Annotated in this window: 19 protein-coding genes; 16 read left to right on the plus strand and 3 right to left on the minus strand. The window is 44.9% G+C overall.

The window, feature by feature from the left end; all coding sequences use genetic code 11:
* Positions 1-19 precede the first annotated feature (19 nt).
* From ACQCV8_RS17075 to ACQCV8_RS17105, 7 genes are all read left to right on the plus strand, one after another.
* Positions 20-676 carry an O-methyltransferase gene (locus tag ACQCV8_RS17075; protein ID WP_426846477.1) on the plus strand — a complete coding sequence of 219 codons (657 nt, stop codon included), beginning with the start codon at positions 20-22 and terminating at the stop codon, positions 674-676.
* Positions 673-1,605, plus strand: coding sequence for a peptidase U32 family protein (locus ACQCV8_RS17080; protein ID WP_426846479.1), 933 nt, complete (start codon positions 673-675; stop codon positions 1,603-1,605). The genes ACQCV8_RS17075 and ACQCV8_RS17080 overlap by 4 nt, the downstream gene beginning before the upstream one ends.
* Before the next feature lie 44 nt (positions 1,606-1,649).
* The gene (locus ACQCV8_RS17085; protein WP_426846481.1) at positions 1,650-2,918 is read left to right on the plus strand and encodes a peptidase U32 family protein; all 1,269 of its coding nucleotides are present in this window, start codon (positions 1,650-1,652) and stop codon (positions 2,916-2,918) included.
* Between the two features lie 4 nt (positions 2,919-2,922).
* Positions 2,923-3,558 (plus strand): uridine kinase, encoded by a 636-nt coding sequence (gene udk / locus ACQCV8_RS17090; protein ID WP_426846483.1) that lies wholly within the window; start codon positions 2,923-2,925, stop codon positions 3,556-3,558.
* 207 nt (positions 3,559-3,765) lie between these two features.
* Positions 3,766-4,242 carry a transcription elongation factor GreA gene (gene greA, locus ACQCV8_RS17095; protein ID WP_426846485.1) on the plus strand — a complete coding sequence of 159 codons (477 nt, stop codon included), beginning with the start codon at positions 3,766-3,768 and terminating at the stop codon, positions 4,240-4,242.
* Between the two features lie 53 nt (positions 4,243-4,295).
* Entirely contained in the window at positions 4,296-6,047 is a 1,752-nt protein-coding gene (locus ACQCV8_RS17100) for a peptidoglycan D,D-transpeptidase FtsI family protein (protein WP_426846487.1), read from the plus strand.
* A gap of 72 nt (positions 6,048-6,119) precedes the next feature.
* Positions 6,120-6,806 carry a YrrS family protein gene (locus ACQCV8_RS17105; protein ID WP_426846489.1) on the plus strand — a complete coding sequence of 229 codons (687 nt, stop codon included), beginning with the start codon at positions 6,120-6,122 and terminating at the stop codon, positions 6,804-6,806.
* A gap of 550 nt (positions 6,807-7,356) precedes the next feature.
* Here the strand turns inward: ACQCV8_RS17105 and ACQCV8_RS17110 are convergent.
* Positions 7,357-7,560, minus strand: a complete 204-nt coding sequence (locus ACQCV8_RS17110) for a DUF2536 family protein (RefSeq protein WP_426846491.1) — start codon at positions 7,558-7,560, stop codon at positions 7,357-7,359.
* 181 nt (positions 7,561-7,741) lie between these two features.
* Between ACQCV8_RS17110 and ACQCV8_RS17115 the strand changes: the two genes are divergently transcribed.
* The 6 genes from ACQCV8_RS17115 (at position 7,742) to ACQCV8_RS17140 (ending at position 12,232) form a co-directional block, all read left to right on the plus strand.
* Positions 7,742-8,383: a class I SAM-dependent methyltransferase gene (locus tag ACQCV8_RS17115; RefSeq protein WP_426846493.1), complete on the plus strand. Its 642-nt coding sequence runs from the start codon at positions 7,742-7,744 to the stop codon at positions 8,381-8,383.
* 24 nt (positions 8,384-8,407) lie between these two features.
* Positions 8,408-9,103, plus strand: coding sequence for a 5'-methylthioadenosine/S-adenosylhomocysteine nucleosidase (mtnN, locus tag ACQCV8_RS17120; RefSeq protein ID WP_426846495.1), 696 nt, complete (start codon positions 8,408-8,410; stop codon positions 9,101-9,103).
* 28 nt (positions 9,104-9,131) lie between these two features.
* Positions 9,132-10,055 carry a PLP-dependent cysteine synthase family protein gene (locus ACQCV8_RS17125; RefSeq protein ID WP_426846497.1) on the plus strand — a complete coding sequence of 308 codons (924 nt, stop codon included), beginning with the start codon at positions 9,132-9,134 and terminating at the stop codon, positions 10,053-10,055.
* A gap of 2 nt (positions 10,056-10,057) precedes the next feature.
* A complete protein-coding gene (locus tag ACQCV8_RS17130) occupies positions 10,058-11,191 on the plus strand; it encodes a bifunctional cystathionine gamma-lyase/homocysteine desulfhydrase (protein WP_426846499.1) in 1,134 nt (377 codons plus the stop codon).
* Between the two features lie 82 nt (positions 11,192-11,273).
* Positions 11,274-11,495: a YrhC family protein gene (locus ACQCV8_RS17135; RefSeq protein ID WP_426846501.1), complete on the plus strand. Its 222-nt coding sequence runs from the start codon at positions 11,274-11,276 to the stop codon at positions 11,493-11,495.
* Between the two features lie 608 nt (positions 11,496-12,103).
* A complete protein-coding gene (locus tag ACQCV8_RS17140; protein WP_426846503.1) occupies positions 12,104-12,232 on the plus strand; it encodes a YrzI family small protein in 129 nt (42 codons plus the stop codon).
* Positions 12,233-12,358: 126 nt separating this feature from the next.
* Here ACQCV8_RS17140 and sigK read toward each other — a convergent pair whose 3' ends face one another.
* Positions 12,359-13,084, minus strand: a complete 726-nt coding sequence (sigK, locus tag ACQCV8_RS17145; protein ID WP_426846505.1) for an RNA polymerase sporulation sigma factor SigK — start codon at positions 13,082-13,084, stop codon at positions 12,359-12,361.
* A gap of 179 nt (positions 13,085-13,263) precedes the next feature.
* Between sigK and ACQCV8_RS17150 the strand changes: the two genes are divergently transcribed.
* Complete coding sequence (locus tag ACQCV8_RS17150) at positions 13,264-13,989, plus strand: SGNH/GDSL hydrolase family protein (RefSeq protein ID WP_426846507.1); 726 nt, start codon at positions 13,264-13,266, stop codon at positions 13,987-13,989.
* A gap of 417 nt (positions 13,990-14,406) precedes the next feature.
* Here the strand turns inward: ACQCV8_RS17150 and ACQCV8_RS17155 are convergent, their stop codons facing one another.
* Positions 14,407-14,544, minus strand: a complete 138-nt coding sequence (locus tag ACQCV8_RS17155) for a sporulation histidine kinase inhibitor Sda (RefSeq protein WP_426846603.1) — start codon at positions 14,542-14,544, stop codon at positions 14,407-14,409.
* Between the two features lie 366 nt (positions 14,545-14,910).
* Between ACQCV8_RS17155 and ACQCV8_RS17160 the strand changes: the two genes are divergently transcribed.
* Both ACQCV8_RS17160 and yqeH read left to right on the plus strand, forming a co-directional pair.
* Positions 14,911-15,432: a YqeG family HAD IIIA-type phosphatase gene (locus ACQCV8_RS17160; protein WP_426846509.1), complete on the plus strand. Its 522-nt coding sequence runs from the start codon at positions 14,911-14,913 to the stop codon at positions 15,430-15,432.
* Positions 15,414-16,532: a ribosome biogenesis GTPase YqeH gene (gene yqeH, locus ACQCV8_RS17165; protein ID WP_426846511.1), complete on the plus strand. Its 1,119-nt coding sequence runs from the start codon at positions 15,414-15,416 to the stop codon at positions 16,530-16,532. The genes ACQCV8_RS17160 and yqeH overlap by 19 nt, the downstream gene beginning before the upstream one ends.
* The last annotated feature ends 6 nt before the right edge of the window (positions 16,533-16,538 follow it).

Raw genomic sequence — 16,538 nt, forward strand, 5'->3', positions numbered from 1 at the left:
GCGCAAGGAGGCCAATTCAGTGCTTGAACCAACTCTTCATGCTTATATAGAAAGCATGATTCCCGAACGCTCCGGCCCGATCAAGGATATGGAGAGCTATGCTCAAGAGCATGGAGTTCCCATTATGGAAGCAGCAGGAATGGAAGTTTTGCTGCAATTTCTCCGTATCCATTCTCCCCTTCGCATACTAGAAATCGGAACGGCCATCGGCTATTCAGCCATCCGCATGGCGTCCGCTGTTCCGAAAGCCTCTATAGTGAGTATAGAAAGAGACCAGGATCGTTACGATCAGGCACTTTTACGGACGAAACAGTCGGATCTCAGTAGCAGAATCCGGATATATTTCGGTGATGCCCTGGAGATTCATGATCAAATAAGGAATGAAGGGCCTTTTGATGCATTGTTTATCGATGCGGCAAAAGGGCAGTATCAGCGTTTTTTTGAATTATATGAGCCCATGCTCAATAACGGCGGTATGATCATTACCGATAATATTTTATTTAAAGGTCTTGTCGCAGAAGAGCAGGACCATATTGACAATAAACGAATCAGAAGCCTCGTGAAAAAAATTGCGGGGTATAACAGCTGGCTGATGTCACATCAGGGATTCGATACATGCATTATCCCTGTTGGAGACGGCATCGCCGTAAGCATTAAAAGAGGTGAGCAAACGTGAAAAAACCAGAATTGCTAGTCACTCCTTCAAAGCTCGATGATATAGAGGCGCTTGCGAAAGCAGGAGCAACGGCTATGATAATCGGTGAGCAAAAATTCGGTCTTCGTCTCGCAGGGGAGTTTAACCGTGAGGATTTCAGGAAAGCGGTTGAGATCGCCCATCAGAACGGGGTTAAAGTATACGCGGCGATGAACGCGATTTTTCATAACGATCTTATCGAAGACTTAGCCGATTACATGCTTTTCCTTAAAGAAGCCAAGGCTGATGCCATTGTGTTCGGAGACCCGGCTGTTCTGATGACAGCCCGGGAAACAGTTCCGGATATGAAACTTCACTGGAATACAGAGACGACAGCGACCAACTACTTTACCTGCAACTATTGGGGCAGGAAAGGTGCACAAAGAGCAGTGCTTGCGAGGGAGCTCAACATGGATTCAATCGTTGAGACGAAGGAAAATGCAGAAGTGGAAATTGAGATCCAAGTCCATGGAATGACGTGCATGTTCCAGTCCAAGCGTTCTTTAATCGGAAACTATTATTTATATCAGGGAAAATCGATGGAAGTCGTGAATCAGGATAAGATGGAAAAGGGTCTGCTGCTTCATGATAAAGAAAGGGAAAACAAATATCCGGTTTATGAAGATCAGAACGGCACACACATTATGAGTCCCAACGATATGTGTATAATCGATGAATTGGAAGACTTGATTGACGCAGGCGTGGATTCCTTTAAGATCGACGGGGTTCTTCAAACGAGCGAATATGTCATCGAAGTCACAAAAAAATACAGGAAAGCCATTGACCTGTGCGTAGATGCGCGTGAGGAATATGAAGAGGTCAAGAGCAGCCTGCTGTCAGAAATTGAAGAAATCCAGCCTACCCACCGGCCGCTTGACACCGGCTTTTTCTTTAAAGAAACCGTCTACTGAGGACGGACGATATAAGCAATAAAAATAAATAAGGAGGTATACGTATGAATAGAGTAACCGATTCTATTTCCACCCTCATCAATGGAAAACGCGTCATTACGAAAAAACCTGAGCTCTTGGCGCCGGCTGGAAATCTGGAAAAGCTGAAAATTGCCGTCCGCTATGGAGCAGATGCTGTATTTATAGGAGGACGGGAATATGGTCTTCGCTCAAACGCAGACAACTTTTCACAGGAAGAAATGGCAGAAGGCGTCCAATTTGCCAATCAATACAACGCAAAAATTTACGTAACCACCAATATTTTTGCCCATAACGAAAATATGGATGGGATCGCTGATTATTTGAAAGGGCTTGAAGATGCGGGAGTTACCGGTATCATTGTCGCAGATCCCCTCATCATCGAAACATGTAAAACAGCCGCTCCAAAGCTCGAGATCCACTTAAGCACCCAGCAGTCTCTTTCAAACTGGAAAGCTGTTCAGTTTTGGAAAGAGGAAGGGCTTGAGCGTGTTGTTCTCGCCCGTGAGACAAGCGGGGACGAGATCCGCGAAATGAAAGAGAAGGTGGATATTGAAATAGAAACGTTTATCCACGGAGCGATGTGCATTGCCTATTCCGGACGCTGTACTCTTTCCAACCATATGACAGCACGCGACTCCAACCGTGGAGGCTGCTGCCAGTCCTGCCGCTGGGATTATGATCTTTATAAGCAGGAGGATGGAAAGGAAACACCGCTCTTTGGAGAAAACGATTCACCATTTGCGATGAGTCCAAAGGATCTCAAACTGGTCGAATCGATTCCAAGAATGATTGAAATGGGAATCGACAGCCTGAAAATAGAAGGACGGATGAAATCCATTCACTATGTAGCCACTGTAGTCAGCGTATACCGGAAAGTAATTGATGCTTACTGTGCGGACCCTGATAACTTTACAATCCAGCAGGAGTGGCTTGAGGAGCTGGACAAGTGCGCAAATCGCGAGACCGCTCCTGCCTTCTTTGAAGGAGTGCCAGGGCATAAAGAGCAGATGTTCGGCGTTCACGGCAAAAAGACGAACTTTGATTTCGTAGGAATGGTGCTGAACTATGACCCGGAAGGAAAAACAGTGACGCTTCAGCAGCGGAACTATTTTAAGCCTGGAGACGAAGTCGAATTCTTCGGACCGGAGCTCGAAAACTTCCGTACAGTCATCGAAAAGGTGTATGATGAAGAAGGAAATGAGCTGGATGCAGCGCGCCACCCGCTTCAAACCGTTACATTCAAATTGGACCGGCCGGTTTATCCATACAACATGATGCGGAAGGGGTTCTGAGGCAATGGGAAAGAAACCCGTCGTAATAGGGGTTGCCGGAGGATCCGGTTCTGGTAAAACAAGTGTAACCAAAGCGATCTATGAGCACTTCAAAGGACATTCCATCATGATGCTCGAACAAGATTACTACTACAAGGATCAAAGCCATCTTCCGTATGAAGAACGTCTGAACACGAATTATGACCATCCGCTTGCCTTTGACAATGATCTTCTAATTGATCACTTAAAAAAACTTCTTCACTATGAAGGCATTGAAAAGCCTGTCTATGATTACACCATTCATACCAGGTCAGAAGAGGTTCTGCGCATTGAACCAAAGGATGTTATCATTCTGGAAGGGATCCTTATTCTGGAGGATGAACGCCTGAGGGATCTCATGGACATCAAGATGTATGTGGATACGGATGCAGACATACGGATTATCCGCCGCATTCTGCGAGATATAAAGGAGCGGGGCCGTTCGATTGATTCTGTCATTGAACAGTATGTCTCAGTTGTAAGGCCGATGCATAACCAGTTTATCGAACCGACGAAGCGCTATGCTGATATTATCATTCCAGAGGGTGGACAGAACCACGTAGCCGTGGATTTAATGGTAACAAAAATTCAAACAATTCTTGAACAAAACGCTATTTTGTAATAACATAGCATAGATATAGAGCACTGTGCCCATATTATGTATAGATTGTTAAACGTTTCATGTAAAAATGCGTTCAGAGAGTGAACAGAAGCATTTCTGAATATGAAAAAGAGTGTGAGGGCAGGCTTGCCCTCGCTCTTGTATTATTAACAGGTCTTACATACAAAAAAATTCGGGGGACAGCTGTTTCAGAAGGAGTGGATATCAATGGCACAAGAGAAAGAATTTCCGATGACGAAAGAAGGAAAAGAAAAGCTCGAACAGGAATTGGAGTACATGAAAACGGTACGCCGCAAAGAAGTGGTCGAGCGTATCAAAATCGCGCGCAGCTTCGGTGATCTTTCTGAAAACTCCGAGTATGATTCCGCTAAGGAAGAGCAGGCGTTTGTTGAGGGAAGAATTACGACACTCGAGAATATGATCCGCAATGCTAAGATTATCGTAGAAGATACATCAAACACGAACGTAGTGGCCCTTGGAAAAACCGTGACGTTCCAGGAGCTTCCAAAAGGCGATGAAGAGTCCTACACGATTGTAGGAAGTGCAGAAGCCGATCCTTTCGAAGGAAAAATTTCCAACGACTCACCAATTGCGAAAAGCCTTATCGGCAAGCAGGTTGGAGACGAAGTATCCGTTCAGACCCCAGGTGGGGAAATGCAGGTAAAAATCGTAAATATCAAGTAAATCCGATTAAACCGGAACCGCCTCGTCGACAATGTGGATGAGGTGGTTTTTTTATGCGGAAAATCAAGAAGAGAGTCAGGACGGTCTGCATTGTAATCACGGCAGGCATTGCTGTTTTAGCATGGAGATTGGCAGAGCTTCAGCTGTTCCGGACAGAATCCTTTGGCAGCCATCATATCAATTTAATAGAAGAGAGCGTAGCACAGCGGACGCAATCCGTATTAATTGATGATGGAAGAGGAACACTGATCGACCGGAACGGGGAATTGCTGTCCGCGGGAGTAAAGCCCTCCCTCGTTTTGTTTCCATTTATTAAAGGTCTTGACTGGCCCAGCGCAGAAATAGCAGATCTTGCAGGGATGTCAGATGGGATCCTTCGTTCTCTAGTATCCAAAGCCGAATCTCCGGTCATTTTATCCAGCGGCGATGGAGCTGCCCTGGACAGCGCAGACCTCGAGAAAATAAACGCTCTGAAAATTCCGGGCGTTTATGGAGTGATGGTCCAGGATCATCCAAATGAGCTGTCTGCCTTCCATATCATGGGGTATACTGCGGAAATGCCTAAAGTGCTCGCAAAAAGATACCCGGACAAAAAACTGCCGTCTACCGTGAAAATCGGAGCCGCCGGACTTCAAAAAGCGTTTGATGAATTTCTGCTGCCTGAGTCTGAAACGAAGCTGCTCTATCACGTAGATGGAAATGGAAATCCGCTTTTTGGCGTAAATGTAAAGTACATTGCTGACTCAAGCGCCCATTTTCCAGTCAAAGTAAAAACGACATTGGATTTGGCCATTCAAAGATTAATGGAAGAAGCACTGACTGAAGCCGGCGTACAAAAGGGAGGCGCCGTGCTAATTGATATTGAGTCCAGCACCCTGCTCGCCATGGCCAGCAAACCGGATTTAAATGTTAACGGGGAACAGGCAAGCCTGAAAAACTATATGCTCGAAAGCATGAAACCGGGCTCTATTTATAAAATTGTAACCGCCGCTGCAGCGGTCGAGAATGGCCTGGATCACCCGTCTGCCCGCTATAATTGCGATCTCAACCCTTATGGGGGGGCAGAAGAAGACCGGAAGCTTGGAACGCTTGATTTCGATACAAGTTTTTCAAGAAGCTGCAATTATACATTTAATGTTCTTTCAAGCCAGCTGATTCGTAAAGATGCGGATTATATGGAAAATACCGCCGAAAAACTCGGGCTTGTAAACCCGGTTGGATGGGAAGGAACCGTTTTTCATTATGGCGCGTTCAGGCAGTTCCCTGAAGAAAAACAAGGTACTGTCTGGAGCGATCACCGCGACAAAAGCTCAGCAAAAGCCGTTGCCCAGACGGCCATTGGACAAAAGGATGTCCAGGCTACACCGCTCGCCATCGCCAACATGATGGCAACGATCGCAAGAGGGGGAAAAGGAATGGCCGTAAAAACTGCAGAAGAAATTTTATATAAAAACGGCACATCGATGTTCCAGTTTCCTGATAAAGAACTGTCAGACGTAACGCTTGACCACTACACAGCCCAAAAACTCCAAAAACTCCTTCGGCTGGTCGTGACGGATGAACAGGGAACAGGCGCAGGATTCGGGGCCCTTCCGTTTGAGGTGTCCGGAAAATCGGGTACAGCCGAAACAGGCAGAAAGGATCCGAATGGGAACAACCTCATCAATAAATGGTTTGCAGGCTATTTTCCATCCGGCAAGCCAAAATATGCGCTTGTCGTCCTGGATGCTGAAACAATCAGCAGCAGGGCAGCAGCAAATAAAGTGTTCTATCAGATTGCTTCCGGTCTGGACATCCAGGAGTAAATCTAAACTGGCTTCATTCGCATACCGGTGATAGAATAGTACAGAAGGTAAGTGGGAAAAGGAGTGAAGAGAATGAATAAAACCCGTTACGGCAATCGTGATAAGCGCAGAAAAACGAATGTTGTTCTCAATGCGCTCATCGGAATTGTGCTAATTCTCATCTTAGCCGTTGGCTATCAGCTTATCTTAGGCGGAGAAAAAGAAGAGACTTCCAACAGCAAAATCTCTGACCAGCAGGAAACTCAAAGTGAAGAGCCGGCTGCAGATCAGGAAGACAATGCTTCTGATGAAGCGGAAAACAAGGATAAAGAAACACAAAATACATCCGGCGATGAACAATCTGCTGAGGATAAGGCTGCAGATGAAAAAGCGAAGGAAGAAGAAAAGCAGAAAAATGAGAAAGAGCAGTCTGAAGATCCAAACGAAGGGGCAACTGTAACAGAAGGCGAACCTGGATCAGATGTTGCCGAAGTCATTGAAAATCCCAATTGGAAGCCGGTGGGAACTACCCAGGAAGGTGACCATACCGCGGTTTATGATAAAGGTTCGACTGATTGGCAGGAAATGACCAAGGCATTGACAGCCGCAACAGGTGTACAGGCAGACAATATGACCATCTGGCGCCTTGAAAACAACGGTTCACCTGATGATGCCATCGGCACAATCTCAGCAAAAGGTTCGGATGAAAAGCTAAGAGTATCCATCCAGTTTGTTGAAAACGAAGGATGGAAGCCGGTTAAAGTTGAAAAACTGAAATAACACCATACTGTGCAAAGCAGCCCCTGAGCGCTTCTCAATCGCTATTGGGCATGTCAAGGAAACAACTAAAAGTCACATCAGAAGAAAGTGCTCTGGGCTATTACACGCTCAGAGCACTTTTTTTGATGGGAAGGTGGAGTTTCAGACGACGGGGTGATGTCAGACAATGAGGTGATGTCAGACAAGAATGTCAGACAATGAGGTGATGTCAGACAAGAATGTCAGACATTATGGTGATGTCAGACAAGGATGTCAGACATTATGGTGATGTCAGACAAGAATGTCAGACAACGAGGTGATGCCAGACAAGAATGTCAGACAACAAGGTGATGTCAGACAAGGATGTCAGACATTATGGTGATGTCAGACAAGAATGTCAGACAACACGGCCATGTCAGACAAGAATGTCAGACAACGAGGTGATGTCAGACAAGGATGTCAGACATTATGGTGATGTCAGACAACAATGTCAGACAACGGGCCATGTCAGACAACAATGTCAGACAACGCGAAACCGTCACTCAAGAAATAAGCCAAATTGGAGGCCTTATTACTTCGCTTTAAAATGAACAACTGCACTGTAAAACCTTCGACCATCCTCCGTCACATGCATTTGATGAGTAACAGAATGTACCTCCATCATAATGGCTTTGTTGTGATCGATTTGCTCGGCAATTTTCAATTCCAGATCCTTAATGCTGGCTGCTTCGAAAAATTCGACTTTGTCTTTTAAATAATCAAGCTGAAAATTCATGTTTGATGCTCCTCCTCAAATCTCTATGTTCAGTTTACCAAAAACCTTGTTCCAGTGGGATATGGAAAACATTTATATTGAGAAGAAGAACTCTTTATGATACTATTTGAACAGTTACTCGGCTTAATTCATACTATACACATAGGAATTATATAGTTTCAATAAAAGGGAGAGATGGTTCATGGGGAGAGAGTTTTTGGAATTGTTTGAAGGATGGGCCTCTGATTATGACAGCACGGTTAGCGGCAAGACAAGAGAATATAAAGAGGTTTTTCAAAATTATGAAGAGATTCTGAACCAGACAGCGGCAAGTACGGGCCATGTTGTGCTGGAGTTTGGAGTGGGGACTGGAAATTTAACCGCTATTCTGCACGAACTCGGCAGAAAGGTTTATGGAATTGAGCCTTCAAGCGCCATGCGTGAGAAGGCAAAAGCAAAGCTCCCTGCAGAGATTATGATAAACGATGGAGACTTTCTGGATTTTCCAGAGCCTCCTGAGCAGGTTGATTCCATTGTAAGCACGTATGCATTTCACCATTTGACTGATGAAGAAAAAGAGAAAGCCATCGGCAGATATGGAAGCATGCTTGCCAATGGTGGTAAAATAATCTTTGCTGATACTGTTTTCACAGATCGGGATGCGTATGTGAAAAAGATCGATGAGTCAAAAAGAAGGCAGTTTACGGGCCTTGTAAAGGATCTTGAAACAGAATATTACACGACCCATATTGTGATGAAGCAGATTTTTCTGAAGCATGGGTTTTCTGTTTCGTTTACTCAAATGAATCCATTTGTATGGATCATGGAGGCAGTAAAACAGTAATTTTAAAAAAAGAGGGTTGTTCTAATGAAAATCGCTATTATCGGAGCAATGGAAGAAGAAGTGACGATACTGAGAGAAAAATTGGAAGGCAGAAGCAGCGAAATGATTGCCGGAAGTGAATTTACCCAGGGTGTGTACGAAGGAAAAGAGATTGTCCTGCTGAAATCCGGAATCGGCAAAGTTAACGCCGCCATGAGTACATCCATATTGCTTGACCGCTTTAAACCGGATTATGTCATCAATACCGGTTCAGCCGGAGGTTTCCATCATTCTTTGAATGTAGGAGATGTGGTTGTTTCGGCGGAAGTGAGGCACCATGATGTGGATGTAACGGCATTTGGGTATGAATACGGCCAGGTTCCAGGTCTTCCCCCTGCCTATCTCCCTGACCAGCGCCTATTGGAAATTGCGGAAGAGCAGGCAAAAAACATCGAAGGCATTCAGGCCGTTACAGGGATGATTGCTACGGGAGACTCATTTATGAATGATCCTGAACGGGTTGAGTACATCCGGACAAAATTTGATAATCTTTACGCGGTTGAAATGGAAGCAGCTGCGATTGCTCAAGTATGCCACCAGTTTCAAGTTCCATTTGTCATCATCCGGGCATTATCTGATATTGCAGGGAAAGAATCAGATGTATCGTTTGATCAGTTCCTGGAAAAAGCAGGCCTGCATTCTGCAGAGCATGTGCTGAGGATTGTCCGTCATTTAAATTAATTAGCTTCCGACAGAGAAGGTGCATGGAATGAAAGTTATCAAAGGAATTCATGAATTAATCGGTTCTACTCCCCTTATGGAAATTCAGCATTTTCCTCTTCCTAAAGGTACACGTCTGTTTGCGAAGCTCGAGTTTTGCAATCCCGGCGGCAGTATTAAGGACCGGCTCGGGAAAGAACTGATTGAGGAAGCGCTTCGGACAGAAAAGGTGCAGAAGGGCGGGACCATTGTAGAACCTACTGCGGGGAATACAGGAATCGGCCTGGCCCTAGCTGCCCTGAATAAAGATTTGCAGGCGGTGTTTTGCATTCCTGAAAAATTCAGTATGGAAAAACAGGAAATCATGAAGGCGCTCGGCGCCAGGATTGTGCATACACCCACGGCAGACGGAATGAAAGGCGCCATCAAAAAAGCCCAGGAGCTCCTAGAGGAGATTCCCGGTTCCTATTGTCCGCAGCAGTTTGCCAACCCTGCGAATCCGCTTGCTTATTACAAGACGCTCGGACCAGAAATCTGGGAGCAGCTTGACGGGAAGGTGGATCTGTTTGTGGCAGGCGCAGGAACAGGTGGAACCTTTATGGGAACGGCTGAGTATTTAAAGGAACAAAATCCTGAATTAAAAGCGTGCATTGTCGAACCCGAGGGCTCTATATTGAACGGAGGGGAATCGGGTCCCCATAAAACAGAGGGCATCGGGATGGAGTTTTTGCCGGAATATATGAATCCCGATTATTTCGATGCCATCCATACAGTATCTGACGAAGACGCCTTCCGAAGAGTGAAAGAACTCGCAAAGCGGGAGGGGCTTCTTGTCGGAAGCTCTTCGGGAGCGGCTTTTCACGCAGCCCTTCTAGAAGCTGAGAAAGCAAAAGAGGGAAGTACGCTCGTTACAGTCTTCGCAGACAGCAGCGAACGCTACTTGAGCAAGAAAATTTACGAAGGGGGTATCTGAACATGAAGAAACTTACGAAGATGATTCACGGCGGGATTACGGGCGATGTCCAGACAGGAGCTGTGAATGTTCCGGTTTATCAGGTTAGCACGTATAAGCAGGACCGTGTAGGCGAGCATAAAGGCTATGAATATTCCCGTACAGGGAACCCCACCAGACATGCTCTCGAGGAATTGATTAAGGATCTGGAAGAGGGACATGCCGGATTTGCATTCGGTTCCGGTATGGCGGCAATCTCAGCTGTCATGATGCTGTTCAGCAGCGGAGACCACGTCATTATGACGGATGATGTTTACGGCGGAACGTACCGTGTCATGACAAAGGTTTTGAACCGTCTTGGGATTGAATCTACCTTTGTGGATACAAGTAAACTTGAAAACATAACTGACGCCATCCAATCCAATACGAAGGCTCTTTATTTAGAAACGCCTACAAACCCTCTGCTGAAAATTACAGACATTGAGGCTTCTGCGAGGCTCGCTAAAGAAAAGGGTCTGCTTACCATCGTGGATAACACCTTCAGCACGCCTTACTGGCAGATGCCGCTTACTCAAGGGGCAGATATCGTCCTTCACAGTGCCACGAAGTATATAGGGGGGCACAGCGATGTCGTAGCGGGTCTTGTCGCGGTAAACACCCAGGAGCTTGCAGATGAGCTACACTTCGTTCAAAACTCTACAGGGGGCGTGCTGGGGCCTCAGGATTCCTGGCTTTTGATCCGGGGAGTGAAAACGCTCGGTTTAAGGATGGAAGCCCATGAGAAAAATACAAAGCAGATTGTACAGTTCTTGAAAGAACACCCTGCTGTCTCCACAATTTATTATCCCGGTCTTGAGGATCACCCGAATCACGATATCGCCAAGAGACAGGCGAATGGATTCGGCGGAATGGTCTCTTTTGATGTAGGGAGCGGGGAAAAAGCAGACGAGGTGCTCAGCAGACTGAAATACTTTACCCTTGCAGAAAGTCTCGGAGCTGTTGAAAGCCTGATCTCGGTACCTGCCAGAATGACGCATGCTTCGATTCCTGCTGACAGAAGAAAAGAGCTCGGCATCACAGACGGGCTGATCAGAATTTCTGTAGGAATTGAAGACGCAGAGGATTTGATTGCCGATTTAAAGCAGGCTCTTTCCTGATTTCCTGATATTACAAGTCAAATAGATTGTCAGACTATGTTATCCTAGTATTTGTAAAAACATTTTCCGGCAGGTGATTGGCTTGAAAAAACAGTGGGAGAACTTAGTGAATGATTTCAAAAATTATGCTTTTGTCCTCTTAGCATTAGGGACATTTTTCTATATTGGTGTGTTCGTTGCTTCCAGTCAGACAGCCGAGCAGTATGCGATGATGGGCACATCAGGCGTGATGCTTGCTGGAGCGATGGTTTGCTTTAAAATCTCATTAGCTTATAAAAAGAAGCTTCAAGAAGAAGCTGATTAGCCTGCAGATTGACTCTGCAGGTTTTATTATGCTTGGCAGCAAAAAGTACAAATGCTGAGTTATTTTAAACTTTAGCCACGGCTCTACATAGTAAGAAGTCATTCTAGTGATTTCTCTTTCTTGTCCAAAGCCTGCAGATGCATCAATCGCCTGAACTTCCGCCTTGATATTTACGGAGATAGAGCGTTTAACATTGAAGACCCTTTGCGCACATAGTTCATTTTTTTTCAAAAAAGTTTGAATTTAGAGTTCACAAAAGTTGGTTTTGTGGATATAATTACCATGTACTTATAAAATGAATGAAAGGAGACCGGTTAAAATGATGTATACAGAGATGACCCAACAGCAACTGAATAGGAAGTTCAAATCGATTTGGCCGGTATCCAGCTAACGTATTTCTTTTTCTGTGCATTTATTAGACAATACGCCGCAGGTTGAGCGATTTGCTTACTTGCGGCGTTTTATAGTATCTGTAAAAGCGCCCGGGGTATCTTCCTGCGGCGTTTTTTTATGATAATTCAAATCTTGTGCTGCTGAAGAACCACCGGTGAGGGTCTCTTTTTCAGGATATCAGGCTAAAGAGCTTTGATTGAAAGGAGGTGATTTTTATGACCATTCATTTATTATTCTTGAACATAACGTTCCATAGAAATGTGAGAACAAGAGAAAAAACCAATTATGATCAGCAGGTGAAGAGCATCATGGAAAGTGTGAAAAACAGGCAGCTGATGCTGTAGGAAAAAGAAAACCATATACGAAAGGAGCGGATTGTAATGATAAAAGAAATGACGAACTACCTCACTGTGGAGATAGACAGCGGCTAGCTGAAAAAAGATAAGGAGAGAGGGAAGCACCCTTTCTCCTTATCTTTTCTTTTTTTTATTGTTCTTTTCTTTTTCGGCACGGTAAAATTCATGAAACATTTTCATAAGTGCCCTCTTTTCGATCCGGGAAACATAGCTTCTTGAGATACCTAGTTCTTTAGCGATTTCGCGCTGTGTTTTTTCTTTTTGAAGGTCGAGGCCGAACCTACCGACGATGACTTCCTTCTCCCGCTCATCCAATACATCAATAAACTGTTTGACTTTCTCGAGCTCCATATTCAGCTGGATCGTATCGATGACATCCTCGCTTTCCGATTTGAGAACATCGATAAGGGAAATTTCATTGCCCTCTTTATCCTGGCCGATCGGATCATGAAGGGAGACGTCCTTTTTCGTTTTTTTTAAGGCTCTGAGATGCATCAGAATTTCATTTTCGATGCACCTTGCGGCATAGGTGGCAAGCTTTGTTCCCTTTCCCTGGGAATAGCTTTCAATCGCCTTAATAAGCCCGATCGTTCCGATGGAGATCAAGTCTTCTGCATCCTCTCCGGTGTTCTCGAACTTTTTGACGATATGAGCGACAAGCCTTAGATTATGTTCAATAAGAAGGTTTCTTGCATGCTCATCGCCCTCTGCCATTAATTGCAGGTATTTCTTTTCATCGCTGGCAGACAAAGGCTGCGGAAAAGCGTTGTTTTTCACATAGCTTACAAGAAAAACCATTTCCCTTATTACGTAGGCCAGAGCTGTAAATAATCCGGACAAGTAAGCACCCCCGCGGTCGTTATGTAGGCAATCGCCTATTAGTTATGTTTATGTAGCGGGAAGCCTGCCCGTGTCTGTTTACGTGCATAAAGTTCAGAAAGTGGGGAACCCCGCCTGCATCAGTTGAAACACGGGAAGTTCTATATTATAGTTTGGTATAGCTTACGGAGGTGCCAGAGTTGAAGAAGGTTTTCATGATGATCAGTCTCCTGTTCGCCGCCGGATGCGGTGCAGGAAACAATGAATACAATGCGGTCGCGTTTGGAGACAGCAATACAGAGGGAGCCAATTACCCTGTAAGGGATTATCCCGAAAACGAAAAATGGGTAAATCTGCTTGCCTTGGCTCAGCAGGGTACAGCCAATATTTACAATGCGGGGATTGGCGGAGAAACAACAGAAGACGGAAGGAAACGGTTCAAAAAAGATGTGCTGAACCGGAACCCTGAAACGGTGTTTATCATGTTCGGGACGAACGATGCTGTTGTTCTCCCAAATGGAAAGCCGCGTGTGTCAAAGCAGCGTTTTGAGCAGAATCTGCTGTATTTTGTAAATGAAATAAAAAAGCACGGAGGTCAGCCTGTGCTTATGACGTGCCTGCCAATCGCAGAGGGAAACGGAACGGACAAGCTGTATTACTCTCGCTACGATAAAATTTATTATGATGCCGGAAAAGGTGCCCGCAACTGGCACAACTCCTACAACGATATTGTAAGAGAAATAGCCGGCAGAGAGAAAGTCCCGCTTATCGATCATTGGCGCAATATGGTGAGAGAGGCAGGCGGAGATACAGATAAAGCCCTCATTGCCTCGGGCATGATCGACCCCTCAGGTAATCATATGACGCCTAAAGGGGCCAGAGTGCTGTATGAAGCCATAATGGACAGCGGATTTTTAAAAAAATAGACAAATTCCTATAAGAATGGGACACATGCCTATACCCAGTGATATGTACATACATACTATGCTGTTAAGAATGGTGAAGGAGGTCTTTCGGATGTCTGCAGGCTACTATCCGTGCAGTCCCGGATGCGGTCCGCTGCCGTATCCGTATCCTTATATCCCCCCCTGTGCGGGTTATGGTTTCTGGTATGCTGTTTTGATTGTGGCATTTATTCTGCTTTTGATTTTCGGAGCTTACTATTGGTATTATGGCGGTTTTTACAGCTAAGGCACCTCTTGTGAAGGGGTGTTTTTTTCTGTGCATGCAAGCCGGGTAGAGGAATAGGGTGTGGGCATGGTATAATAGCTTGCATTCATGATTTGAGAGGCTGGCCGATAGGGTATGGCAATAATAAAAGAAAAGCGCTAAGCTCTCGATGCTCAGGAGTTCCTTAAAAAGTGAGCAAGAGACCGGCGCTTGATTTCAGATTCGATTAAATAGATAAAATCGTTGCTTAATTTTAATTCAGTTGCTTTATAATACGATTCAATCAGCAGTTCATCCGATAATTTACGCATGCTGGAAGGCCAAATAATTGGCACGTCACCTCCTGAAAAAACTGGTCTATCCCGGTGCTTTTCTGAATAAGATGGCAGGTTGGGTTTATTTGATTTTAATCTAACATGTTTTGGAAAAAGGAACAATCGTTCCGTTATCCACAGGGAAAAGTGGATAACCTGTTAACAGTTTGTTTATAAACTGAAAGGTTTTTCGAGAAAACAGGCTGTTTGCTGTGTATAGAGTTATCCACAGGCGGAAGATTCAGCCGGATTTTGTCGAAAAGTTTTCTTTCGGGTGGTTACGATGCAGTATTATTTTGAAAGATGTGCCGAAATTCGGTAAGATGGAGACTGGCAAAATTTGATTACAGAGGTGTGAGCCCCTTGCTAAAACTGTTTTTACCAGGTGAATTTGTAAAAAGCATATTCGAGATTAACCCATACAAGCTTAAGGAAAAAAATATAAAAGGGATCATCACGGATTTAGACAATACGCTCGTAGAGTGGGACAGACCGAGTGCGACTCCAAAGCTGATTGAATGGTTTAAAGAGATGAATGACTGCGGAATTAAAGTAACAATTGTTTCCAATAACGTTGAAAAGCGGGTAAAAGAGTTCTCGGATCCCCTTGAGATCCCTTTTATCTATAAAGCGAGAAAGCCAATGGGACGGGCATTCCGCAAAGCCATTCATGATATGCAGCTGAAAAAGGAGGAAGTGGTCGTTATCGGTGACCAGCTTCTGACAGATGTACTGGGGGGAAACCGAAACGGGTTTCACACCATTCTAGTAGTTCCCGTTGCTTCCACAGATGGGGCGGTGACAAAGTTTAACAGGAAAATAGAGAGAAGAATTATGGATACATTAAAGAAAAAGGGTATGATTCAATGGGAGGAAAAGCAGTGAAAGAAGAAATTGTGTGTGTAGGCTGCGGAGCCGTAATCCAGACGGAAAATCCGGAAGAAATCGGGTATACGCCTTCGAGTGCGCTGTTAAGAGATCCTATTATTTGCCAGCGCTGCTTCCGTCTGAAAAACTATAATGAGATTCAGGATGTGTCGTTAACCGATGCTGATTTTCTGAAAATCCTTCACGGGGTAGGGGAAACGGATTCGCTGATTGTTAAAATCGTAGATATCTTTGATTTCAGCGGAAGCTGGATCAGCGGTATTCAGCGGTTCGCCGGCAATAACCCGATTCTCCTGGTGGCCAATAAAGCAGATATCCTTCCAAAATCGGTTAAGAGAGAAAAGCTGATTCATTGGATGAAGCGCGAGGCGAAAGAAAATGGGCTGAAGCCTGTTGATATCTTTCTCGTGAGTTCTTCCCGCGGGCAGGGTGTCCGGGAGGTGATGGAAGCCATTGATCATTACCGCGAAGGCAAAGATGTGTATGTAGTGGGATGTACCAATGTAGGGAAATCAACATTCATTAACCGGATCATAAAAGAGGTGGCTGGTGAAAAAGATTTGATTACGACCTCTCATTACCCGGGGACTACCCTTGATTTAATTGAAATTCCGCTTGATGATGGATCCGCCCTTTACGATACACCAGGTATTATCAACCATCACCAGATGGCTCACTATGTAAACAGGGATGATTTGAAGCTGCTGTCTCCTAAAAAAGAAATTAAGCCGAAAGTGTTTCAGCTGAATGAAGAACAAACGCTGTTTTTCGGGGGCCTGGCGCGCTTTGATTTCCTTCATGGCGGGAGAAGCACGTTTACCTGCTATATTCCGAATGAGCTTTATATTCACCGGACAAAACTAGAGCAGGCAGACCACCTTTATGAAACGCACAGAGGGGAACTTCTGTCTCCTCCGCGGCCGGAACAGCTCGATGATTTTCCGGAACTTGTCCCGCATACATTTACGGTTAAAGAAGAGAAAACGGATATCGTCTTTTCGGGACTGGGCTGGATTACAGTTAATGAACCAAATAAAAAGGTTACCGCATATGCCCCTAAAGGTGTTTATGTAGGGCTCAGGAGCTCGCTGATTTAAGGAGGG

Origin of the sequence: Metabacillus sp. 84, assembly GCF_050107715.1 — a bacterium.
GTDB lineage: Bacteria > Bacillota > Bacilli > Bacillales > Bacillaceae > Metabacillus_B.